The following is a 24,009-nucleotide window of genomic DNA, read 5'->3' as shown; positions in this document are numbered from 1 at the left end:
GAATACGCATGAGCCAAAACAGACAAAACCTTTACGAAGGAATGTATGTCATTAGCGCAACGCTGAGCGATGATGCTCGCCATAAAGCTTTGGATCGTATCCAGGCCGGAATTACCAATCGCGGCGGAGAAATCAAAAAAGTTCACGAGCAAGGCAGACGCCGCTTAGCTTATGAAATTGAGGGACACCGGGAAGGATATTACTATATTGTTTACTTTACCGCTCCCACTTCAACCATTTCTGAATTGTGGCAAGAGTACCACTTAAATGAAGACTTAATCCGTTTTATTACTTTGCGTGCAGATAAAGTAATGGATAAAATTGAATTCAAACCCTTAGTTGAACAGCAGTAAGGAGTAGAAAACATGCAGAAAAAAACTAGAACTAATCCTGAATACTCTGATGCGCGTTCTAAGAAGCGTAAGCGTTGCCCTTTTACAGCAGCGGGCATCAAAGAAATTGATTACAAAGATATCGATACGCTGACAAAATTTATTACCGAGCGCGGCAAAATTTTACCAAGACGCATCACAGGTGTCTCTGCCTATCATCAAAAGAAATTAACAGCAGCAATTAAGCGCGCCAGACATGTAGCCTTGTTGCCATTTGTAGCTGAAGTTTAAGGAATAATCGAGGAGAAAAACATTATGGCAACACAATTGTTGTTACTAGAAGATGTAGAAGCCCTTGGTCGAAGTGGCGAAATTGTCAATGTAAAACCTGGCTATGCACGCAACTTTTTGATCCCGCAAGGATTGGCAGTATTGGCCAGCAAGCAAGCTTTGCGCATGCAAGAGCGTTTGCAAGAAGAGCGCAGTAAAAAAGCTGCAATCGACAAAGAAGAATCAGAAGCTATTGCAGCAAAGATTCAGGATATTTCTTTGACAAAAGTTGTCAAAGTTGATCAGGAAGGACATATGTATGGTTCAGTCACATCTACAGAGATCGTTCAACTGTTGTTGGATCAGGCTCATGTGGAAGTAGAAAAAAGAGCCGTGCAGCTTAAGCATCCGATCAAGACGACAGGCGTTCATGAGATCGCTATCAAATTGAAAGAAGGGGTAACAGCCAGCTTTAATTTGAAAGTGATGTCAGAAGAAGGACATCGCGCAGCAATGGAAGAGCAACAAGCCTCTTAATTGGATGCGCTATAAAGCCTGCCTGAAGGGAATGAATATATCCCTTTAGGATGTCTTATCAATATTCTAGAGGGATTTAATCGTTTCGAAGAGGCTATTAAATCCCTTTTTAGATTTAATTATTTGTAATAGACCCGCTATGCTCCAATTATTTTCTCCGGCTAAGATCAATCTTTTCCTACGCATCGTAGGCAAGCGTCCTGATGGCTATCACGAACTTTCTTCTCTTTTTCAAACCATCGATTTGGGCGATCACCTTACTTATGAGCCTTGCGAGCGAGATAGTCTAACTTGCAGCGATCCTAGCCTGCCTACCAATTCCTCTAATTTAGTTCTAAAAGCGGTCGAATTATTTCGCCGTAAAACAGGGCTGAAAGTATTTTTTAAAATTCACTTAGACAAGCATATTCCCTATGAAGCTGGGCTAGGCGGGGGCAGCAGCAATGCCGCGACAACGCTGTGGGCTTGCAATCTGCTTGCCAAAACAGATATTCCGACTGAAAAGTTACGTGACTGGAGTGCTGAAATCGGCTCGGACATTCCCTTTTTCTTTTCTCAAGGGACCGCTTATTGTACGGGGCGTGGAGAGAATGTATATGCATTGCCTGCCTTGCCGCCGCGCCAGTTGTGGGTGATAAAACCTCAAGGCGGCCTATCGACCCCTGAAGTTTACCGCCGCTTGAATCTTTCAGTCCAAGAAGAGATGCCCGGGCTGGCCAAGCAAGATTTGGAAAAGTATTTATCCGGCGCGACTCCGTCTTTTAATGATTTGGAAAAGGCGGCTTTTGAAATGAGGCCCGAACTGAATGAGTTAAAGCAGTCTCTTTTAAAGAACGGCTTTAATACGGTTCTCATGTCTGGCTCCGGCTCCTCTTTTTTTTGTTTAGGGGATGGACAGCTTCCATCCGATCCTTCTTATCGTCTATTTTCTGCTCAATTCATCAACCGTGCTTCAGACAGATGGTATTAACCAAAGTTTTTTGAGGTTGCTCTTTCGGTCGCATCAAAGCCGCGGAGATGGACAAATGACAAGCAAGCCAATATTAAAAAATATGGACCTTTTGCCATTCTTGATCGGGAAGAGCTTTCATGTCCGTCCAACGAGCAAAAAGCCCAAAGCGCAGGTTATTAATCTCCCGCATGGATGGAAATGCCAGCTAAGCTGATTGTTAATCAATACGGATGCATGCGGATGAAAGGGCATGGGCTAAAGTTTTCATTAATTCACGTTAATAATATTTGTGAGAAATCTTTCCTCTCTTTTACTATTCGGAGGTAATTTAGAAAGGTAATGCATTCCTATGACCGATGAATCTTCGAAAAATGATCCTTCCTCCAATTGGCCAAAAGATGTTCGAGAAGCTTATGAGAGCCTTAAATTGCCAAGCTTGTATGATTGCGTTTTGGAAAATGAAAGGCTCAGTTTAGAACTGCGGAAACAAGGCCGGGATATTAAAATAATGGCTGAGAATATGGGTAAAATGGTGTCTCAGTTCGATAGCCTCTTAATGGCCATTTCTGAAGAGTGGGAAGAATACGAGGAAGAGCCGGAAGGGGCTCTCCCTGCTATAGCAAGCCTATCCGAAAAAGAAGGGGAGTTGACGGATTTAGAAATAGAACTTCTAAATGACAGGCAAGCGTATTTAGAAAAGCAATCGCAAGAAGCTTTTATTGAAATTGCCGATGCGATTTTTGATTTGTCTCAGTACTCCAAGCAAATGAGCCATCAAGTGCTAAACGTGCTGCCTAAAAAAGAAGGACTATTGGCTCATTTACCTTATTGGCATCCTTTAGTAGAAAACCTCATCGGGCTTTGGCAAGGGCAAGTCAATCATTTGCGCTATAAAATGCTAGCGCGTTTGGAAAATATGCACATTTATCTCATCGATCCGCAATCCGGAGAGGAATTCAACGAAGACGAGCATCAAGCGTTAGAACGCATAGCCGGAGGACAAATGGGAAAAATTGCACAGACCATTCGCGTTGGCTATCGGCATGGCAATAAAATATTAAGGCAAGCTGCGGTCGCTATATTTGTTTAAAACGCGTGCTTTAGAGAATTTCTTAAAACTGCTAATGGGCTAGATTGAGTTTTAACAGCCTATCTCATCTCACATAAGTAGATTTTGCGGCTCAATTTGGTTAGAAACGCTGAAAATTTTTAGCCCTATTTTTTTAATATGGCGAAAGAAAGCAGGGCTTAGGCTAACAAAGCGCAACCCTGCTTCTTCTTTTAACTCATTATCTTTAGATTAAAGAAAAGAGAACTCATTTGATGGCGCAAGAGTCGATGGCAAGGCGGTAGGCGTTTGAGGACTATACTTTTCCATCTTTCTTAATATTTGAATCTCTCTTTTAAGCCTTGCCATTTCTTGATGGGCTAAACTTAGTTCCGTCTCGGCTTTGAGAGCCCGTCTTTCTTGAATCTGAATTTGACTCAAAGCATTGTTGACAATTTCTTCTATGTGCTCTCTTTGGCTGCTGCGGTCTATCTCTTCTACCGTTATGTTCTTTGAGTGAGTCCCTTCAGGTTGTGAAGATAGATTATCCAAGGAAGAGAAGCACTGTGGCAAAACCGCGCATTTGGTATTGATCCGTTTGACCATGGAATCAAACTCTTTTAGTTCTGACAAGTGTTTATCTCCGATTTCCTTTTTGCGATCACGGGATAGCTTAGCGCTGATACGATTCTTTTCCTTGCGTCTTCTTTGCTTTATTTCCTGTAAATTTAGGACTTCTTCTTGCTCTTCTACTTGTGCCTTTATCCTATCGTCTTCCGATTGCCTTCTTTTTCTCTTTTTTGAAGACGAAACGTTTGAGGCATTCACTTCATCTGGGATTTCAATTTCACGCTTACACTCTTCTTGCTTGATTGTCATGACAGGCTGCTCGGCTAGCTTAGGAGAGAAGTCAAAGAAGAAAGGATTAAAATCGGTGACGGTGGATGGGTCTTGCCCATTAGATGAATGAGGAGGGAAATTAAGATAAGAAAGGGATGGCGTGGAAACCTGAGGAGTAAGAGAAATGAATCCTTCTAAAGAAATAAATAAGGGGGCATTTGAAGATGCGGGGGGTTGCAAGGATTGCATGCCGATTTGATGGACTGGTTGAACAAGGGGGGCCGAAGAAGGGATTTGATCAACAGGAGGGGTGGCTAACGTGTCCGGTAAAAGCCCGGTCCTCCCTCCTTCTTCATCATTCCAAAGGAAATCATAACTTGGATTCCAAAGGGAATCATAGCCTGGAAAAAAAGAAGAAGAACCGGTTTGAGATGAATAAGAACTCATATTGGTAACCTTTGAGATAAGTGATTAAAATTAGTATTTTTAAATAAATTATTTATAAATGCGTTCAGTTTTAATATCTTGTTTGCGATAGAAGGTTTTTAAGACACAAAAAATAGTTTTAGAAACCCTTTTCGAGAAAAATCCGCATTTTTACTAATAATAGTAAAATTAGAAAATTAAATAAATCCGGTTGTTGAGAAAATTTAATCTTCTATAAAAATAAATTGTTCTTGATAGAAGAAAATAACTAGATTGCAATCAACGCGCATGGTTTGCTATATACGAATTGAGTCAAAATTGATGTTTTCCTCTAGGTAAAATAATGGATGAGATGCTTGAAAATCTCTGGATTTGCCCTCTTTGCTCCGCTGAACATGCCGAACCGGTCATTGTATGCCGCCGTTGCGAATGCCAGCTTCTTTTGCTTAATAAAATCAAATTAACGGCAATTCAACTGCGCCAAGCGGGTTATCCGGAGCTCAGCCAGCGCTTTTTTGATAAAGAGAACGAAATAAACTAGGGACACGGCTTAGGGCGTGCCCTAAATGGATAATTGCCTGAATTCGAGTGGGTTTTTCCTTAGAAAGCGATAGGGGCAATAGGCGCTTAATCTTATCTGCTCTCTTATTGCCTTTTAGGGAGAGAACAATCTCAAATATAGACGATTATGAATGTGAGGACACGCTTTAGGCGAATAACTATAACTAGTAAAGTTTGTCCTCTTTTGCTATTTTAGCTGCACTATTATGAATTCGACGACAGTCTCTAAGAGGGTGTATTTAAAACCCGTAATAACCTCAAATCTAGGTCATTAGCGTTTTAATACACCTTTTAAGACATTTTATTCTTTATTTTTTTCTATTTAAATTCTTGCTTGAGAGTGGAGGCTATCGTTGAATCTAGATTAGGGGAAATTCGGCGGCACCCTTTTACAATTTGCAAGCGGATTTCTTAAAATGAAGCGGGTTAGTGAGGTGAAATGATGAAAATGTTTGATGATCAGCTCATTGTTATTACAGGAGGGGCTGGATTTATTGGATCCTGTGTGGTGCGCCATTTAAATGATAAGGGAATGAGCAATATCATTATTGTGGATGAATTGCGTTCTTCAGAGAAATGGAAAAATTTAGTTGGCAAGCGATTTGTTGATATTTTGTCTAAAGAGCAGCTCTTTGGGTGGCTGGTCGGACGCGAGTCGATTATAGAAGCGTTTATTCATTTAGGCGCCTGCTCAGATACCATGGAGACGAATGCAAGCTATCTGCTTGAGAATAATTATCGCTTCAGTGTGCGATTGGCGGAATATGCCTTGAAAAATGAACAGCGTTTTATCTATGCGTCTTCAGCTGCTACTTATGGAGATGGAACTAAAGGATTTGTGGACAATGAAGATAAGTTGTATGATTTGCATCCCCTCAATATGTATGGCTTTTCCAAGCAGCTTTTTGACCAATGGGCATTTAATGAAGGGGTATTAAATCAGTTGGTCGGATTAAAATATTTTAATGTTTTTGGACCTAACGAATGGCATAAAGGGCGAATGGCCTCTGCCATTACCCGCATGGTTCCGCAAATATTAAAAGGAGAGAGGGTAAGGCTATTTAAATCTTCGGATCCGGCCCATTTTGCCGATGGCGAGCAAAAGAGGGACTTTATCTACGTCAAAGACGCCGTGAGAATGACCTGCGCCTTCTTGGAGAATGACGCGGGAGGGTTGTATAATATTGGGAGCGGCGTTGCCTCGACGTGGAATGAGTTGGCCCGATCGGTTTTCCATGCAATGGATAGAGAGCCTAAAATTGACTATATCGATATGCCGACGGAATTAGTTGCTAAATATCAAAATTACAGCCGTGCTGATATGACGAAAACGCTTCACGTTTTAAAAGAGCAGGCGCATTGCCTGTCATTAAAAGATGCAATCTTTGATTATGTAAGAAAATATTTATTGCCAGGAAGGGTATGGTAAAGCTTGCGAATATTCTTGGGTCTTTGAATCCGGCCAAGGTAATGGTGGTTGGAGATATGCTTCTCGATTCCTATACCGTAGGAAAGGCACGCCGCATTTCCCCTGAAGCGCCTGTTGCCGTTATCCATGTGCATCATGAAGAGCATCGTCCGGGCGGAGCTGGAAATGTCATTCTTAACTTGATCTCTTTGGGGGCGACAGTTATTCCGCTAGGCCGCATAGGTAAAGATTGGGCTGGCGATATGCTGTGCAAGGCTTTGCAGCAAGAGGGAGTAGGGGCGGACTCCATTTTTGTACAAGAGTCCTATCGAACCCCGGTTAAAAATCGAATCATTGCCGACAATCAGCAAATTGTTCGCGTAGATTTTGAACAAGCCATTCCTTTATCCGGCCATTTGGAAGAGGAATTAATAAATGCCCTGCCGGCGCTGATGCAGGATGTCAAGATCATTGCGTTATCCGATTATGGTAAAGGGTTTTTAACGCCGAAGTTAACCCAGGCAATTATTCAACAGGCTAAAGAACGGCAAATCATTGTTATTACGGATCCCAAAGGACAAGATTTCAGCAAATATCAGGGAACAACAATCATTAAGCCTAATCTGTCAGAAGTGTACGCGGCGGCAGGAATGCCGGCCCATGCTCCCCTAGAGGACGTGTCTCGCAAAGTTTTGCAGATCACCCAAGCGCAAATGCTCATGGTTACGCGTTCGGAGGCCGGCATTTCTGTATTCGAAGCGTCAGGCGCGCGGCAAGATTTTCCTGTCCATGCAAAAGAGGTAAAAGATGTGACGGGAGCCGGCGACACCGTGCTTGCGATGCTAGCCTATGCCCTTGCCAATCAGCTGTCTTATGCAGAAGCTGCCCAATTATGCAATGTCGCTGCCGGAATCGCGATCGAACATGTCGGCTGTGCGAGAGTCAGTTTGTCCGACCTCGCCCATCGGTTATTTGAAAGTGATATGTGCCATAAAGTATTTGATCGAGAGCGCTTGTTTGTTTTGCGGGAAGTATTGAAAAAAAAGCCTTTTCATATTCTTGTTGTTTCTAGCGGAGAAATGCTTACCCCTAAATTATTTCAAACTATTAAGCAATTGACTAACGATGGAGAATCCTTATTAGTTTATATTAAAGATCCTCAGCCTTCGCAAAATTTTATTGATATGCTTGCATCTTTAAGAGAAGTGAGCTTTATTTTAATTCATCAAGAGAATATGAATTTTTTAAGCCGCCAAGCTCATCCCTTAGCGACATATGAATTTAACGAGCATCAGCTGAGACCTTGCCAATTAACATCTTCGCTTTTGGAAAGCTTGGCTTTGAATAAATAACAAAGAATTTCAACCATGGATGGAGAGTGCGATGAATATCAATGCTGCCTTTCAATGGGAATGCCAGCCAAAAGCAGAACGACTTATTTTAGATGCTCTTGAAAGCGCTGCCGCTGCAAATAAAGCGATTGCCCAGCTGCAGACAAACCTGCTTGAGCGGACTAGTACGCGTTTATTCGATTGGCTTGACCATATTGTAGTCGCCCATTCTCCAGAATTAGAACAGCAACTGCAATCTTCAGGTTTTATCCAGCAGTTGCTGGAAGAAAATGCCCTTGTTTATCACCATCCGGGTGCCCAGCTTCCACGCCTTGTCATTAAGCAAAGCGCGTCCGAGCCTGTGGGGATTGCTGTCGCTGTCGATTCGCTTGCTGACTTTTTAATGGCCCGCGGAGGCACTGATATTCCCATTGAGGGCGCTTTATTTGGAAACTATCGTCGCTGCTGTGTGCATACGGAGCAGGAAACGGCCTTATGGGTTGTTGAGAGGCGTGGAACGCAGACTCTTATGCCGACAGAAGAAAACCCGGAAGTCATCCATATCTATCAAGAAGCATTAGAATTGTGGCAAAGGCGGCCGAGAAGTATCGAAGACGAAGAGCAGGCCATGCAATGGGCTTTTGCTTTGGCTAAAGAATTTGTCCACCGTATGGGGCAGCATCGGGCTGCTTGGACAGTGTTAGAGGCGGAAAGGCGTTATTGGCAAGCAAGGAATACAGCGGGACAAATACAAAAAAACCGCCAAGATAGCTTAGGAATGGGATGGGCTAATCATGATCATCATACCTTCCGCTCTTCCAGAAAGCATTTTCATCAGTTAGTCGAGCTATTTGAACTTTTGGGATTTACTTGCCGTGAACGCTTCTATGCCGGAGAAGAGGCTGGCTGGGGAGCTCAAGTGATGGAGAATGCCGTCTGTCGACTAGTTCTATTCTTAGATGTCGATCTGGCCCCTGATGAAATCCAAGGCGACATTGCTCATCAACCTCTGCCGGAGCTTCCTCAATTAGGTACGATTGGCCTTTGGTGCGCCTTGCATGGAGATTCTATCTTAAAAGCCGGCATGCACCACTTAGAGGCCCAATTCATGTTTGAAGAGCTAACAGAAGATCTGGCTAAGCGGGGCGTTAAAATGATGAGTCCTTTTAGTTCTTTTCCTTACTTAAGGCAAGCCTTTACGGCAGGAGAAGTTTGGCAGGTGGATCCTAAGCGCGTGCAAAGATTGCTTGCCGATAAAAAAATCTCTGAAGAGCATGCACATAAATTCTTATCCCAAGGCGCTCTTGGAAGTCATTTGGAAAACCTGCAGAGGCGGGAAGGCTACAAGGGTTTCAATCAAAAGAACGTCAGTATCATTATTAAGAAGACCGATCCACGCGTCCAAGAGACGGCAGGCGGATAAGAGCTTATCTTCGAGCCTAGACGATGCATTCACTTCGGTATAGCTATTCTTAATGTCAATATATAATTTTTTACGATTTGTTTTATTTTATTTGTTTTATTTTAACTTTTTAGTTAATTGATTTTTGTTGTTTTTAAAATAAACATTATTGATAATGGTTGATTGTTATTGTTATTATATTAATGAATTGAATATAGGTCTTTGTTTATGTTTTTAATAACCTCTTCTCCTTCTGATTTTTTTCCGTCTGTAGCCGGTATAAGTTCTATTCCTGGAGAGGAAGACTTTGCTGTCGAGCGTAGTGGCTTCGTTGATATTCCGGAGCTAGCCTTGATGATTTTCTCCTATTTAGATCAGCATTCGCTTTATCGGGCTTCTTTGGTATGCAAAAAATGGAAGGCGCTTTCCGAAAGCGATTATTTATGGAAAGCAATTGCCCAGAGGTTAGATCTATTGCCCGAGCTAAAGGCTGATAGCTCCGCGTCTATAAAATTACAAGTAGAGGCGATTCAAAAAGCCGAAAAAGGAATGATTGTGGTTCGGACGCAAGCGCAATTTTATGACAAATTGCATGAGATTTATCAAAAAACAGATGGCTCTAAATTGACAGGGATTCATTATCTTTCCGCTGCGAACAAGTGCATCCATGTCTATATCAATATTTCGACAATAAATACGCTGCAAGAGCGCGGGTTGATATCTTATAATTCTTTAAAAAATAAAAATATTGAGCCTAAAAAACTTTTCTCTTCTTCAGATCATCAATTTACTATTAAGGGAAGAGGGGAGGGGGATTTTTTTAAGATAAAGCAGAAAATTGCCCAGGACTCTATTGATCAGAACGATTGGCGTGTTTCCGTTGCTCATTTTCATACAGATGAAGTGTTAAAGCCGACGTATATTTTAGATATTCTTTCTAATCCCAAAGGCTCTTCTAAGCAAAAAAAATGAACTTGTTGAGGCAATCTCTTAAGCCTGGCTAGATAATTGGCGTAAGAGATTTATTGGTCCTTTAAATGCAGATAGAGGGCTTCTGCCAAGTGCAGGGCTTGTCGGCCGGTGCCATCTTGAATTTGGTGCCGGCAAGAAGTGCCGTTGGCGATGATCCAGGTGTCCGGCATGCTCTTTCGTATATGGGGAAATAGCTGCAGTTCGCCGATTTTCATGGAAATGTCATAGTGTTCGCTTTCATAGCCGAATGAACCGGCCATTCCACAGCAACCGGAAGGGATTTCAGATACATAAAACCCCGGGATGGATCTAAGCAGGTCCAAAGTTGGGGCCATTCCTACTAAGGCTTTTTGATAGCAATGGCCATGGACTTTGATTAACCGCTCTTTGTTGGGAAAGGGAAGAGGATAAGTTCCATCCTGCACATGTTTCAATAAGAATTCATCCAATGTCAAACAACGGGAAGTTATCAATTCGATGGCAGGGTAAAGAGGATCATTCGGATCGATTAGCCCTAGGTAGTCGTCTTTGATGGTCAAAATGCAGCTGGGCTCAAGTCCGATGATGAGGGCTCCTTTTGCCAAGGAGGCTGCAAGGGTAGAAAGCAGCTTTCGCGCCTGCTTGCGGGCTTGCTTAAGCAATCCTTTTGAAAGAGCGGGCCGGCCGCAGCAGCTCCAAGAAGGAACAATGACTTTATAGCCCAGGGCATTTAGCAAATGAACGGCAGCTTGTCCGATATGCGGATGGTTGAATTCATTGAAGGTATCATTGAGAAGAAGCACGCTTTTATTTAAATGGCTGGGCTGCAAAAAATTAGAATACCAAGTAGAAAAGCGCTGGCTAGCCAGTAGCGGCAGATTGCGGTGGGAAGTCATTCCTAAGCGCTCTAGAGCTTTCTTGGTCCATGGCTGCCGATGGAGAAGATTAAAAAAGTCAGCTAAAGGGGACATCCATCGATTCAATTGTCCAATGGACGCGAAAAGGCGGCTTCGCAGCGAATAGCCATGGGTTTCTTGGTAATGGTAGAGGAATTCTGATTTCATCTTTGCCATGTCCACTTGGGAAGGACATTCGGTTTTGCATCCCTTGCATAAGAGGCATAAATCCATTACGTCGTAAAGGCCTTGGCTAGTGAAGGCTTCCAGGGGCATGCGTCCATGAATGATAGAGCGTAGGGATTGTGCTCGCGCTCGCGTTGAATGAAATTCCTCGTTAGTGGCCTGAAAAGACGGGCACATGATCTTTTCTTTTTTACGGCAGAGTCCATTTCCATTGCAAAGGTCGGCTGCTAAGATAAATCCGCCTTCTTTGTTAAAGTTTAGAAAGGTCTGAGGGTCTTTTAAAATCTCGCTCGGATGAGAGCGAAGCTCTTCAAAATCGCTAGAAAAGGCAATGATTTTTCCAGGATTCATTAGATCGTCAGGATCGAAAGCGCGCTTTAGCTCAATAAAAGCTTGAATGAGCTTTTCGCCGAACATCTTTGGATTCAGCCAAGAGCGAATCAATCCATCTCCATGCTCTCCGCTTAACGATCCCCCATATTCCAGCAATAAAGAAGACACATCAATCATCATTTCGCGCATAAGCGCCAATTCTTCAGGAGAACGTAAATTAATATAAGGCCGCACATGCATACATCCGGAGCCGACATGCCCATAAATGCCGGCAGATTTGCCTTTGCTAGACAGATAAGCGCAGAAACGCTCCATGAATGGGGCTAGCTGATGGGGATCGACAGAAATATCTTCTATAAAGGCAATGGCACGGCTAAAAGAGCGCTTAGAGAGTAGAATGCCTAAACCAGATTTGCGCAAGTTCCATACCTTGGCCATTTTTTGGCGATCAAACAAAGCAATCGGATCGTAGCCAATTTGGTTTTGCCGCAAGTCAGTCAAAAGGGCGCGCATTTTTTCTTCTAACTCTTGGCGATCCTCTCCGTCAATTTCTACAATGAGAAGGGCTTTGGGATTTCCCGATAGCCAGTCCAATTGGCCACGAAGCGAAGGGGAGGCTCTGCCTAGCTCGATGATTTGATCGTCGATCATTTCCAATGCAATAGGCGAATAGGCGAGTAAGGCGGGGATATGGCGCAAGGCTTCAATCATGTCCTGAAAAAAAAGAAGGCACATGCCTGTTGATTTGGGCTTGGGCGCGATATTCATTGTGATTTCCGTCGCAATGCCTAGCGTGCCTTCCGATCCTGTGATCAGCTTGGCTATATTAATCGGTTCATCTTTGATAAGCTCATCTAAATTATACCCGGATACTCGTCTAGGGATACGGGGAAAGCGTTTTTCAATTTCATCTCGATACGTATCTCGGATGCGTATAATCTCTCTATAGATATGGCCTTCTGTTGTTTTAAGAGACATTTTTTGCTTTAATTTTTCTTCGGAAAGCGCTCCGAATAGCAAGATTTCTCCATTGGCTAAAATCACTTCGGCTTCTTTGACATGATCGACCATTCTGCCATACCGCAAAGAACGGGATCCCGCTGCATTGTTAGCAAGCATGCCTCCTAAAGTGGCCCGATTGCCTGTCGATGTATCAGGCCCTAGTCGATAGCCATAGGGAGACAGCTGCTTATTGAGGTCATCTTGAACAACGCCGGGCTCGCATACGGTATATCCATTTTGAATATCGATGGTTAGAATGCGGTTGAGATATTTAGACGTATCAATGATCAATCCTCGCCCTAAGCAGCCGCCTGTAATCCCCGTTGCAGCTCCTCTAGCTGTTAGGGGAACCTTGTAGTGATTTGCTATCTCAACGGCTCTTAAGAGATCTAGCTTGGATTTAGGGATGACGACGCCCAGGGGTTGAACCTCAAAAATAGAAGCATCCACGCTGTAAATGTGACGGGTAGTAGGATCAAAGTAAACTTGTCCTTCAATGTTATCCTTAAGTTCTTCTTGAATGCTTCTCATAACGATCTCTTTGCTAAGAATAAAAGAGAGGGCTTACCTATGAGGGATCGGCATAATGCGCTGCATCTGAAAGGGATAAAGCGGGCCCAGCTGTAAGATTTGGGTCAGTTCATCCAATGCATGCCGTCCTTCGATTAATAATTTAGGATCCGCTAAATCTTGAGGGGTCAAATGATCCCTATAGTGTTTTTCAACCCATTTTGTTAGCTGCTGGTAAAGCTCTTCGGTCAGCAAAACGGATGGATTCATGGCAGCTTTTTCTTTGGGCATTAAAACTACGCGCAAGCGTAGGCAGGCAGGGCCCCCTCCATTTTGCATGCTCTCTCGGACATCTTGATGAATCACCTGCTTTATGGGGTGATCGCCGCGTGCGAGCAGCTCTTGCAGGAACCGGCTGACGATCTGAGATTCCTGACATTCTTGAGGGGCAATTAAAGCCATTGTTTGGTCCGGAAGGGTGACGAGTTGCGAATTAAATAAATAGGTTTTAACAGCTTCTTGAAGCGGGACTTGCTTGGCAGGCACCATAATCAGATGAGGATTGGTTTGGCACTGCTCAATAAAGGCTATTCTCATCTTTTCAATGACTTGCGGAGTGTCTATATAGGCTTGTTCGTGATAGAAAAACACATTTTGATTGCCCACAGCAACGACATCGTTATGAAATACTCCGGCATCGATGGCTTCGGGGCTCTGTTGAGCAAAAATGACTTGCTTGGGAGAGAGGCGGTGGAGGCGGGCAACGGCTTTTGATGCCTCGTCTGTCTGCCGAGCTGGAAACCGCTTGGGAAGTTGATCGGGATTTTGATTGATTCTACGTCCGAAAACAAACAGTTGAATGCCTGGCTGGTCATAGCGCTGGCATAAGCGTGTATGATTGGCTGCGCCTTCATCGGCAAAATCTGGATGAGTAGGGAGGGGATAATGGTGCGCAAAATAAGTGGGATTGTCAAAAATACGGCGCAAGACCAGAGAGGTTGCAGGGGCTTCAAACGAGCGATGGAATTTGCTCATCAAATTGGCCGGGGTAAAATGCACTTTATGGTCTTGCGAATCAAGCGAAGGACTGATTGTCGCTGCATTCGCCGCCCACATTGAAGCAGCTGAGCTGCAAGACATCAGCAGTGAGGGGGAATCCTTCCCCACTTGCCTGATTATTTGATCCTCAGCTCCATCGTAGCCCAAGGAACGCAAGACGGGAATAAAGGGACGCTCTTGTGGGGGAAGAACGGCTTGTTTGATTCCCAACGAAAAAAGTTTATACATTTTAGCAAGCCCCTGCAAGGCTGCTTTTTTTGGGTTGGAAATTAGCTTGCCATGCTCCATGGAAGCGATATTTCCGTATGAAAGTCCACTATAATTATGCGTGGGGCCGACAAGGCCATCAAAATTGATTTCTTCAGCTTGATCTAACATGAAACGCGCCTTTTGCTAAAAATCATTTTTCAGTTCTATGCCTGGAAGTAAATTTGTTGGCAGCTTAAGAGAGGGCGTCTCTAATGAGGCGACAGGGTAAGAACAATAATCTGCCGCATAATAGGCGCTTGGGCGATGGTTTCCGCTACAGCCTATTCCGCCAAAAGGAGAGGCGCTGCTTGCTCCTGTAAGCTGCATGTTCCAATTAATAATCCCGGCCCGGGCTTGCCGATAAAATTGATTATATTCCTCTAGCGATTGGGTGAAGATGCCGGCGGCTAATCCAAATTTTGTCCGATTCGCTTCTTCAATAGCCTCTTGTAAATCCTTTGTCCTTATTAATTGCAAAAAAGGGCCGAAAATTTCTTCATCAGGGCGGTCTTTAATGGCCGTGACATCCATCAGGCCTGGAGACAGAAAGCCGGTGTCGGGAATAAAGTTTTTCATTTCAATTAAAGATTTGCCGCCTTTAGCTCGAAGAAAGTCTTGCGCTTCTAATATGCGCTTTGCGTGAGACTCGGAAATCAAGGGTCCCATATAAGGTTCCGGGACATCGGTATAAGGGCCTACTTTAATGGTATTAATCAAGTCTAGCAGAGAGGAAATAAACTCATTTCCTATTGGGCTTTCAGGGACAATCAAACGCCTTGCACATGTGCAGCGCTGCCCGGAAGATAAATAAGCCGATTGAACGGTCAAGTAGGCAGCAGCGGTAGGGTTGGCGATTTGACTGACAACAAGGGGATTATTGCCGCCCATTTCCAAAGCGAGGATTTTCTGGGGATAAGAGCCGAAGAGCTGGGATAGATACAAGCCTGTCTGGTAGCTGCCGGTAAAGAAAAGGCCTTGAATATGGGGATTGTGAATGAGCGCTTGGCCTGTTTCTTTTCCGCCTTGAATGAGATTGATTACCCCGGGGGGAAGGCCGACGTCATTCCAAAAAGAGATCAAGGTTTCTGCAACTGCCGGGGTCAGCTCGCTGGGCTTAAAAATAATTGTATTTCCTGCCAAGAGTGCGGGGATAATGTGTCCGCCTGGCAGATGTCCAGGGAAATTAAAGGGGCCGAAAACAGCTACTGGACCATGAGGACGGTGCCGTGTAATTGAGCGTGCGATACCTTGATCGCGAATCATGCCGGCGCAGCGCCGCCCATATGCCTCTAATGAGATGTCGATCTTATTAATCATGGAAGCGACTTCGCCTTTTGAATCCCATAAGGGCTTACCCGTTTCCTTTGAAATGATCTCGGCCATCGTCATTGTGTGATGCTTTAGAATTTCGCCGAAGTGGCCGAGGTATTGGGAACGCTCATCAATAGTCAGGCCGGACCAATCAGGAAAGGCTGCCTGAGCATTGCGAACGGCTTCGTCTACTTGCTCTTTATCGGCTTCTCTTCCTTGCCAGAGGATTTCTCCTGTGGCTGGATTATAAGAAGTAAATAGAGGGCCTAATCCTTTTTTCCATTGATTATTGGTGAAAATGCTATCGTGTTCTTGCATGGCACGCCCTGGAGAAGCTCTTGGGTTAATGAATTGTCACATAGCGTATGTTATCGCCATGTTTGACAAGTAAGGCATCAGCAACATTATCATTTATTAAAGCCGTTGTTTTAGAAATAAACTGGAGTCTTCCAAAACAGGCCCTGAAATCTAATCGATCATTAGATAAGATATATTCCGTTTCCTCTGGCAACATATCCGGAGTGATCTGAACTTTTATGACCGCGCTATTTTTAATCGTTCTGATATTAGACGTTGAAGCCGCCAGCAAAGGGCCTGCGTCAAAAATATCAATCTCTTGATTAAAGGCAAATCCTTCCTGCAAAAGCATATGCAAAGCCGGCTTTGTACTATCATGGGTCTTCCCGATGACCTCTTGAGCTTCTTTGGGAAGCAAGGAAATATAAATAGGAAATTTCGGCAAAATCTCTGAAATAAATGTCCGGTCTTGATCCAATTGGGCCATAAGCTCCACAAAAGAAAGATTGCAAAAATGCTTGCCCACGGCTTCCCAAAAAGGAGAAATTTGCCTTTGATCAATATATCCTCTTAACTCTGCAAAAATTTTCTTTTCAAATCGCTGTCGATGGGCGGCAATAAAAAGAAATCGGCTTAAAGAGAGCAGGCGTCCTTGGCCGCTATGTCTGAATGTGGGTTGGAGATAAAGCGAGCAGACTTCTGATGCATTGGAATTGCTTGAGATAACTTTTAAAACGCTCAATTCTTTTGGAGCAGAAATATGCTTGGCGTTCGTAAGCAAGGATTCAATTCGATAGAAATAAGAGCGGCTAATGCTATTTTCTGCCAGAATCCCGCACGTTCCCCCGATACGCCCCGTTGTTAAATCTTCTAAGACAAAATAATACTCTTCCAAGCCGGGCTTTTCTATTTGCTGCCGGAAAGAAGATTCAGAGAGAATAATTTTGTCTTGAAGCTTTTCTCGGTCTCGGGGAAGATTTGTCATACCCAGCAAAGACTCAAACGAAAATTCAGCAAAAATTTGTTGGTCTTTTCGTGTAATGGGGCGAACAACAATCATAAGTACATCCTGCTAAACTATACTAAAGTGAGTCAAAATTGATTTTTTGCAGCACGAGAACTCTCCCGGTTGAACACATGGCTTTAGAAGCTGTCCTAAAACGCTAATGGGTTTTGGGATAACTTCTTAGAAGCAGCATCGCTCAAAAAGAGCTTTCCGTTTCTACGCTTTGGCGCAGCCGAAAACTAATGTTTGAATTCACCTTGGCATAAATGAATTATCCCTTTTTTAATACGTCTTCAACCAATTCCATGACTTTTTCGATATCAGAAGGCTGAATCGCACCTATAGGTATTAGAAAACGAGCCCGCGTAGGATGGCCGCCTGCTACAAAGCTAATCACTCCGGCCTGAAATAAGTCTTGGATAAATTTAACCACGCGTTGATTGTCGCCATCAAAAGGGGTAAAAGCAATCATCGCTCCTATTCCATAGGGACCTTGGATGCGATCAGGATAGCGGTTTTTAATCCTTTCAAAATGTTCGACAAATAACCTATGCATATGGGCAATCTTGCCGTTAGGGCCTAGGAAATCTTTATGCAAAAGTTCATTGACGATGAAACGTCCCACCTGCAAGGCGGCTGTGCTACTCGTAAATGTTTGGCTAAGAAGGCCCGGCTTCGGCTTAAAAGTTGAGCGGAAAAGAGTCGCGCAAACTTGAGATAATTTACCGATTGAAACAATATCAACAAATTCTTCTAATTGAAAGTGTTGATAGGCAAAAAGTTGAGGCGTGCGCCCAAAGGTTTGCACCTCATCGATAAAAATGGCTATCTCATGCTCTTTTAAAACAGTCATTAAAGCGCGGAAGAAATCCGTGGTCCCTGTATAAAAGCCGCCTTCACCTTGAACCAGCTCAAAGCACATGACCGCATGCTGCTTGGGATAGCGGGCCAGATAATGCTTGAGAGTGTGGACTGCTTGCTTCGTGCTTTTTTCCGGTTCTTCCTCCCGAAAAAAAGGAATATAATCAACGGCAATTGTCGTCGGCAAACCTTCTCTAAAATGCGGTTTATCCGTAATTTGCGATAGAGCAAGCGAACGGCCCATAAAGCACTTTTCAAAGGCAAGAACACGGCTGGCGGGAAATTTCTTTTGAAAAGCGATTTTAAGGGCGTTTTCATTAGCCATTGCACCTGAAGAGGATAAAAAGCAATGATCCAGTCCGGAAGCGTGGACGAGAAGCTGCGAAAAATGGAAGGCTTCGATATTCTGTTGAAGGTGGCCTTGCATGACCGTATCATTTAGAGCTGCGTCAATAGCGTGAGAAAGGACATCAGGATGGCTATGCCCCCAATAATGAGAGCCAATGCCGCTGATCATGTCATATTTGACGCTGCCGTCCAACAGCTCGACCAAAGGGCCGTTACCAAAGCCGCTGCCTATGTAAGGAAAATACAGCTTGCCTCCTCGCATTTCATTAAAGGCTGCTATCATTTCTTCGTAAGATTGATTTAATGTGTCCTGTGGGGGACGAATATGGGTTAGGGGCGCTTGATAATCCTTTAAGGCATCTAGCAACAATTTTTTAGCTTCTTTGATGCGCGGATCTTGACGAAATTGTGCGGCAGCCAAGAGAAAATCAGTCATGGGAAAGTTCCTTTTCAAATGTCATTTCGCGCGTTGCCAGCTTAAATAAGAATAGAGCCGTCAATTGAGCGCGTTCAACCAAGCTTGGTAGAAATAAATATTCTTCATGAGTATGAATAAGGCCTCCTTTGGCCCCAATAGAATCTAAGGTAGGCAAGCCGGCGCCTGCCAGTGTATTGCCGTCGCATACTCCTCCTGTCGAGCGCAGTTGAAATGGAATGCCAAGCTCTTCAGCGCAGCTACCGTAAAGATTGAAAAGCTTTTGCGTCTGCGAATCAAAAGGCTTGGGTAAGCGCAAGTTTTCTTGAAAAACTTCAATTTGAATGCCTTCTCTGCGCATGCACTGATGAGCGATAGCCTCTAGTTTTTTTTGACTAGATAAAATATCTTCAGCCTTAGCGCTTCTCATATTTAGGCGGCAAATGGCTAAATCGGGAATAATATTGACAGGTCCGCCACCCTCGATATGGCCAACATTGACGGTTGTTTCTTGGCCAGGCTGGTTGAATTTTTCTACTTCTTGAATGAATTGAGATAAAGCATAAATGGCGCTTGCGCCAGAAAAAAAATCACGGCCGGCATGCGCTGCCCGCCCTCTGACGACAATGCTGTAATTAACGGATCCTTTCCGTTCGCTGACAAAGGCGCCATCAGGAAAAGAAGGCTCGAAGATCAGGCCTAGCTGATAGTGTTTGGCTGCTTCTTGGAATAGGCCTGCAGAACTTGGAGATCCAATTTCCTCATCGGGATTGATTAATATTTCCCATCCGACCTGATCTGCATAAGGAGATCTTTCTAAAGCGGCTAAGGCAATTAGGAGAATGGCAAGCCCTCCTTTCATGTCTGTCAATCCGGGTCCGTTCCATATTTGGCCATCTTTTTCCTCGATGGATTGAAAAGGGCTAGAGGGCGGATAGACAGTGTCCATATGCCCGGCTAAAAGCACTTGTATTGGCGCTGTTGGACGCTTGCGTATAGATAGGGCTTGACCGAGCTGCTGGCTAGCTAAGACCCCGTCAGGCCTCAGGAACCGGCGCTGGGGAAGGGAAATAATGCGCTCTTGCCCTTCTAAGCAGGCAAAACCTTTCTGCAACGCTGCTAGCATGGCTTGCAGTCCAATTAAATGAGTGGAAAAAGAATTAATAGCTGTCCAAGTCCTGACAAGGTATTGTAAATACGTTTGCTGACTTTTAATCCATTCTAGATAAGGACGATAAGCATGCATAGTAATAAAGGGTTTTAATTCATCATATCTATTAAAAGGCGATTTGACAAATTATTTTTAAATTTTAATTTAAAAACGCTCCTTTTGCATATCTTACTTTATGGCGAAAAGGAAGGGAAAATAAGGATGAATATCGCAATTCGGTGATGCCCTCTTATTCAACCTGCGGCGAGCTAGAAGCAAATAAAGAAGAAATGCGGGGGAATAAAGTTTGCCTTGGTAATAAATTATCTTATCCGCTAATGTGACAATTAGGTGAGTATCTATGAATTCATAAGCATTTGATTCAAGCGAGTTTTTGACACTTTTGCAAGAAAAGAACGTCTAAATTCTATCTTAAAGCAGGCGTTTAGCCGGTCAGAGATGCTCTAAAATGAACTGCTTTTTTCCCATATTTTCAGTGCCATTCTTGCTCGAGAAAATATAAGTAGGTTATGAGTAGTAGATTAAATTAAGTCAGGAGCTATATGAACGATAGACGTCGAAAGCATCTTCAAGAGGCTTTAGATAAAAATCCATCTTGTTATGTGCTAATTACCTGCGGCGAACCTTCAGAAGATGGTCAGATGCAGGTTGAAATGACTTATCAAGGAGATGCTACGCTCGCCTCCTATCTTATCCAAGGAGCGCAATTATTCATTGATCAAGAGGAAGACGATTTCTCGGGCTCACAAACTCCTATTCGCTTAGTTAAATAGTTTGCAATCTGTACGCATGCAAGTGGCTTTCCTGTGCTAAGAAAAGCTAAGGAGGGTCATCGGTTCGGTATCAGGGACATGGATTTTGTAATAACTTAATCCATGCCTTTTGGACTAGCTTTGGCATCAAATTTTAGTTTGGCAGCAAGGATGGTGGTTTTAAGAAGGATCCTCTTAAGGCGAAAAAGACAGGGAGAGGAAAACTCATCATATGCATGCCTTAATCTTCTAAATCTAAATCTTCATCCGCTTGTGAATTGAGAATTTGAAAATTGACAATAAGGCGCTTAAAGTCCTTTACTAAAGCATCCGCTTGCTGTTTCTCTCCCCATAATTCAATGCGATAAAGGTGTTGATTTTTCTTAAAGAAGGCAATCCAGCCTGTTTCGTTTTCATTTTTTAAGTGAATATAATAGCCTTTCTCTCCTAATACCGTTTGAATGTTCCCTTTATCGACTAGTTCGACTTGAGGATCTTGGAGATGATAAAGAGAAAGGTATCTTTTTATAGGCTTGGGCGGCAAATGGTTTTTTTCTTCCGGAGGTATGTAGTAGGCTACCCCTCCATAAATCTGATGGCCGGGGGAAGAGAATAAGAGGGAAATCGTATAGGGATAGTCTTTATCAAAGCCTGTTTCCACAGTTTCTTGCTCGTCCACTAGCCATTCGCTGGGAAGGGAAAGGGCAAAACCTGCTTTTTGATTGGCAATGACTTGATTAATGGCTTGGAAGGTAAGTTTTTTTTGTCCATCATAGATTCCATTTTGTGAAAAGGTTATCCAATGACCTTCTTGATCTGCTTTAGGCTCAGCTGCTAAATAGGCCTGCTTCAATCGATCTATCCAAGCTTGCTTATTCTTTTCAAAAGTTTGCCCATCTTTCGTGGAATAGCGAATGAAATAGAGGCCGGATTCTCCTTTAAGAAGCCGTCCAATATTGTATTCATCATAGGCGATATCTTGTTGCTTTAGCGCATTTTTATTCTTAGAGACAAAGGAGCTTTCAAAAATATTTAGGGAAGAATCAAATTCTTTAAAATGCAGTTCTTGGCCCTTAGACACATGCTCTTTAAAAGTCTTGTGAAGGATTTTAGCGAATTCTTCGGCTGAAATGGGCAAGCCTTCAAATTTTTGTACAGTAAAGAGCTCATTCCAATTTAAAATTTCTTCATTGGTTAAAATCATTTCAACGAGCCATTGATCGGATGTGAGTTCTTCAAATCCAATCTTCCATGTTCTTTCATCAAACGGACAAAAGAGTTTTTCTTCGGCAAATAGATTGAAGATTGAAAAAGTTGCAAAAAGGGCAAAAGTGAAAAAATAGAGGCTTCTTTGCAAGATATTCTTCATAAGGACTCCTTATTTTTTTTTAACTTAGCTGATTCGTCTTTTTGAATTCATTAAAAATCGGGAGCGCAGCCGTGGACTTGCCTCATTAATCGCATGTGCGAGTGGGAGAGTATGGCCTGCTATATCGCGTCGGCGTCTAGGGAGAAAATACTTTCAAATACAGGTTTTAGGCTCAGATATGGATAAGCGATAATGATGGTAGTGTAGACCATTTTATGGTATAGCGGAGGGAATGTAAAAATAGATTTGAGATTAGTTCTTCCTGGGAGAAAACTCGACTCTAAATCATTAGCGGTTTTAATACATTCGTTGTTGAGAACTTTCGCCTTGTCTAAAAATGGATTTTTGAATTCACTTCGATATAAAAGTCCATAAAGAGCCTGCCTGTCAAGTGGGAGGTTGAATTTCTATCATGAGTAGGAAAGTTGTATGGCCATGTTGCTTTTCTATGTGGGAAACAATCGTTTCGTAATTGAAAATCAATTCATTGTGAAAATTATTCCTTCTATTCATTTGGAAGCGCCTCTTTATGGGGCTCCTTATCTGGTTGGTCTATTAAACTGGAAAGAGCATCCGGTTCCTATAGTGGATTTTTGTCAAATCATCGAACGGCGCGCTGCGTCTAAAGCTTTTCATTCCCGTATTATTTTAATTCAGAAAGAGCAATCTCAAGATCAATATGCAGGTATTTTAGGCGAAAAAATTACCGAAATAGTGGATTTACAGCCTTCCGATTTCGTGGAAGGGAAAATGTATCAGCCCAACCTTTCTTTTTTGGATGGAATCCATAGTGATGAAGAGGGAATCATTCAAAGGGTTGATGTGATGGAATTTTTTAAATTTCTGACACTTGAATTGTCCCTGAAAGGAAAATAAATGAGCATGGCCTCTGCCGACTTCCTCAATCAGATTATGCAATTTGTTGAAAATAAATTGGGTTTGAAACCTCAATCCCTGAATTTACTCACATGGGAATGGGTGTTGAAAGAACGCATGACTTTATGCAACTTGCTTACTTATGAAGAGTATTATAAACGCTTGAAAATATCTTCTCACGAGCTGCAGGAATTAATTGAATTAATTATCGTACCGGAAACGTGGTTCTTTCGCGATAAAAGCGGCTTCGACTTTCTCGTCCATTTTGTTAAAGAGAAAGAAAAAGAATGGTCTTTTTTCAAAATTATGAGTCTTCCTTGTTCAACAGGAGAGGAGCCTTATTCAATTGTGATGGCTCTTTTTGATCACGGAATCAATAAGAGGGCTTTTTCGGTCGATGCTCTGGATATTAGCAAGAAGGCGCTTGCCAAAGCCGAAATGGGGCTATATAGAAAAAATTCTTTTCGCGGAAAAGATTTGAGCTTTCGCGATCGCTACTTCGATAAGATCAATAATCAATATGCCATTCGAAATTTTATTAAAGAGCAGGTGCATTTCTACTCGGGCAATATACTAAGCAGCAGGATGCCTTTTAATCCTCAGTCTTATCACTTTATTTTTTGTCGAAATTTATTAATTTATTTGGATGAACAGGCGCAAAAAAGGACGCTAGATTTTCTTCAAAATCTATTGATTCCAAATGGCATCTTGCTTGTTGGACCGGTAGAAACCCAAATCGCTCGGCGTGCCGGTTTTATCCCCCTTTCTTTTACTAGGGCAAATGCCTTTCATTGGAAGGAAAAAGGTCTGTTTCCTTTAGAGGAGCAAAGAAATTATACCGTTTTATTAAAGGATCAACCAAAGCTTAAAGGCAAGGAGACAGGGGAGCGACCATTTAATCTTGTATCCCCTCTATCTTTTCAAGCTGAGGATAAAATAGATTTAAAAAACACAGAAAAAAAAGAATTAGATAAAGCGGCTCTCCTAGCGCAAGCGATAAAATTAGCTGATGAGGGAAGCTTTGAAACGTCTATCGATCTTTGCATGAAGTATATCGCTCTTTATGGAGCTCAAACAGAGGTCTATTATTTGCTGGGATTAATCCAGCATGCAATGGGGAATGAGGGAGAGGCGGAGAAATTTTTTCATAAAACTGTCTATTTAAAGCCCCTTCATTATGAAGCATTAATATACTTGGCTCTATTATATGAGAAAAAAGGCGACCTGACTAAAGCCGAACGCTTTCGTAAAAGAGCTCAGAAAGCTTATAAGACCTAGGGCGCGTCATCAATTAGACAAGGCCCTGATGC

Annotated in this window: 21 protein-coding genes; 13 read left to right on the top strand and 8 right to left on the bottom strand. The window is 42.9% G+C overall.

Going from position 1 to position 24,009, the window contains the following annotated elements; all coding sequences use genetic code 11:
- Window positions 1–8: 8 nt before the first annotated feature.
- The 5 genes from rpsF (at window position 9) to grpE (ending at window position 3,181) form a co-directional block, all read left to right on the top strand.
- Window positions 9–353 (top strand): 30S ribosomal protein S6, encoded by a 345-nt coding sequence (gene rpsF, locus BN3769_RS04965; protein WP_068468181.1) that lies wholly within the window; start codon window positions 9–11, stop codon window positions 351–353.
- 12 nt (window positions 354–365) lie between these two features.
- Window positions 366–623 carry a 30S ribosomal protein S18 gene (gene rpsR / locus BN3769_RS04960; RefSeq protein ID WP_068468179.1) on the top strand — a complete coding sequence of 86 codons (258 nt, stop codon included), beginning with the start codon at window positions 366–368 and terminating at the stop codon, window positions 621–623.
- A gap of 24 nt (window positions 624–647) precedes the next feature.
- Window positions 648–1,139 carry a 50S ribosomal protein L9 gene (rplI, locus tag BN3769_RS04955; protein ID WP_068468177.1) on the top strand — a complete coding sequence of 164 codons (492 nt, stop codon included), beginning with the start codon at window positions 648–650 and terminating at the stop codon, window positions 1,137–1,139.
- A gap of 139 nt (window positions 1,140–1,278) precedes the next feature.
- Window positions 1,279–2,109, top strand: coding sequence for a 4-(cytidine 5'-diphospho)-2-C-methyl-D-erythritol kinase (gene ispE / locus BN3769_RS04950; protein ID WP_068468175.1), 831 nt, complete (start codon window positions 1,279–1,281; stop codon window positions 2,107–2,109).
- A gap of 331 nt (window positions 2,110–2,440) precedes the next feature.
- Entirely contained in the window at window positions 2,441–3,181 is a 741-nt protein-coding gene (grpE, locus tag BN3769_RS04945; protein WP_068468173.1) for a nucleotide exchange factor GrpE, read from the top strand.
- Window positions 3,182–3,391: 210 nt separating this feature from the next.
- On the opposite strand, the gene BN3769_RS04940 is transcribed toward grpE, so the two are convergent.
- Window positions 3,392–4,426: a hypothetical protein gene (locus tag BN3769_RS04940; RefSeq protein ID WP_068468171.1), complete on the bottom strand. Its 1,035-nt coding sequence runs from the start codon at window positions 4,424–4,426 to the stop codon at window positions 3,392–3,394.
- Between the two features lie 322 nt (window positions 4,427–4,748).
- Between BN3769_RS04940 and BN3769_RS04935 the strand changes: the two genes are divergently transcribed.
- The 5 genes from BN3769_RS04935 (at window position 4,749) to BN3769_RS04915 (ending at window position 10,079) form a co-directional block, all read left to right on the top strand.
- Window positions 4,749–4,946 (top strand): hypothetical protein, encoded by a 198-nt coding sequence (locus BN3769_RS04935; RefSeq protein WP_068468169.1) that lies wholly within the window; start codon window positions 4,749–4,751, stop codon window positions 4,944–4,946.
- Between the two features lie 459 nt (window positions 4,947–5,405).
- A complete protein-coding gene (rfaD, locus tag BN3769_RS04930) occupies window positions 5,406–6,395 on the top strand; it encodes an ADP-glyceromanno-heptose 6-epimerase (protein WP_228840619.1) in 990 nt (329 codons plus the stop codon).
- Complete coding sequence (gene rfaE1 / locus BN3769_RS04925; protein WP_068468165.1) at window positions 6,389–7,726, top strand: D-glycero-beta-D-manno-heptose-7-phosphate kinase; 1,338 nt, start codon at window positions 6,389–6,391, stop codon at window positions 7,724–7,726. Before rfaD ends, rfaE1 begins: the two co-directional genes overlap by 7 nt.
- A 31-nt stretch (window positions 7,727–7,757) precedes the next feature.
- Complete coding sequence (locus BN3769_RS04920; RefSeq protein WP_228840618.1) at window positions 7,758–9,128, top strand: hypothetical protein; 1,371 nt, start codon at window positions 7,758–7,760, stop codon at window positions 9,126–9,128.
- A 207-nt stretch (window positions 9,129–9,335) separates the two neighbouring features.
- Window positions 9,336–10,079 carry an F-box protein gene (locus BN3769_RS04915; RefSeq protein WP_068468163.1) on the top strand — a complete coding sequence of 248 codons (744 nt, stop codon included), beginning with the start codon at window positions 9,336–9,338 and terminating at the stop codon, window positions 10,077–10,079.
- A gap of 50 nt (window positions 10,080–10,129) precedes the next feature.
- Here BN3769_RS04915 and BN3769_RS04910 read toward each other — a convergent pair whose 3' ends face one another.
- The 6 genes from BN3769_RS04910 to BN3769_RS04885 form a co-directional block, all read right to left on the bottom strand.
- The gene (locus tag BN3769_RS04910) at window positions 10,130–13,006 is read right to left on the bottom strand and encodes an FAD-binding and (Fe-S)-binding domain-containing protein (RefSeq protein WP_068468161.1); all 2,877 of its coding nucleotides are present in this window, start codon (window positions 13,004–13,006) and stop codon (window positions 10,130–10,132) included.
- 33 nt (window positions 13,007–13,039) lie between these two features.
- Entirely contained in the window at window positions 13,040–14,422 is a 1,383-nt protein-coding gene (astB, locus tag BN3769_RS04905; RefSeq protein ID WP_068468159.1) for an N-succinylarginine dihydrolase, read from the bottom strand.
- A 15-nt stretch (window positions 14,423–14,437) separates the two neighbouring features.
- Window positions 14,438–15,922: a succinylglutamate-semialdehyde dehydrogenase gene (gene astD / locus BN3769_RS04900; RefSeq protein ID WP_068468157.1), complete on the bottom strand. Its 1,485-nt coding sequence runs from the start codon at window positions 15,920–15,922 to the stop codon at window positions 14,438–14,440.
- 25 nt (window positions 15,923–15,947) lie between these two features.
- The gene (locus BN3769_RS04895; RefSeq protein WP_068468155.1) at window positions 15,948–16,961 is read right to left on the bottom strand and encodes an arginine N-succinyltransferase; all 1,014 of its coding nucleotides are present in this window, start codon (window positions 16,959–16,961) and stop codon (window positions 15,948–15,950) included.
- 217 nt (window positions 16,962–17,178) lie between these two features.
- Complete coding sequence (locus tag BN3769_RS04890; RefSeq protein ID WP_068468153.1) at window positions 17,179–18,552, bottom strand: aminotransferase class III-fold pyridoxal phosphate-dependent enzyme; 1,374 nt, start codon at window positions 18,550–18,552, stop codon at window positions 17,179–17,181.
- Window positions 18,545–19,777, bottom strand: coding sequence for a hydrolase (locus BN3769_RS04885; protein ID WP_068468152.1), 1,233 nt, complete (start codon window positions 19,775–19,777; stop codon window positions 18,545–18,547). The genes BN3769_RS04890 and BN3769_RS04885 overlap by 8 nt, the downstream gene beginning before the upstream one ends.
- Window positions 19,778–20,244: 467 nt before the next feature.
- On the opposite strand from BN3769_RS04885, the gene BN3769_RS04880 reads away from it, so the two are divergent.
- The gene (locus BN3769_RS04880; RefSeq protein WP_068468150.1) at window positions 20,245–20,475 is read left to right on the top strand and encodes a hypothetical protein; all 231 of its coding nucleotides are present in this window, start codon (window positions 20,245–20,247) and stop codon (window positions 20,473–20,475) included.
- Between the two features lie 220 nt (window positions 20,476–20,695).
- Here BN3769_RS04880 and BN3769_RS04875 read toward each other — a convergent pair whose 3' ends face one another.
- On the bottom strand, window positions 20,696–21,823 hold the full coding sequence (locus BN3769_RS04875; RefSeq protein WP_068468148.1) for a hypothetical protein: 1,128 nt from the start codon (window positions 21,821–21,823) through the stop codon (window positions 20,696–20,698).
- A 429-nt stretch (window positions 21,824–22,252) separates the two neighbouring features.
- Here BN3769_RS04875 and BN3769_RS04870 point away from each other — a divergent pair, with 429 nt between their 5' ends.
- Both BN3769_RS04870 and BN3769_RS04865 read left to right on the top strand, forming a co-directional pair.
- A complete protein-coding gene (locus BN3769_RS04870; RefSeq protein ID WP_068468146.1) occupies window positions 22,253–22,699 on the top strand; it encodes a chemotaxis protein CheW in 447 nt (148 codons plus the stop codon).
- Window positions 22,700–23,977, top strand: a complete 1,278-nt coding sequence (locus BN3769_RS04865) for a CheR family methyltransferase (protein ID WP_068468143.1) — start codon at window positions 22,700–22,702, stop codon at window positions 23,975–23,977.
- The last annotated feature ends 32 nt before the right edge of the window (window positions 23,978–24,009 follow it).

The sequence above is a fragment of the Candidatus Protochlamydia phocaeensis genome, assembly GCF_001545115.1.
Classification (GTDB): domain Bacteria; phylum Chlamydiota; class Chlamydiia; order Chlamydiales; family Parachlamydiaceae; genus Protochlamydia_A; species Protochlamydia_A phocaeensis.
The sequence above is the reverse complement of the archived record's forward strand: the minus strand, read 5'-3'. Positions and strand labels throughout refer to the sequence as shown.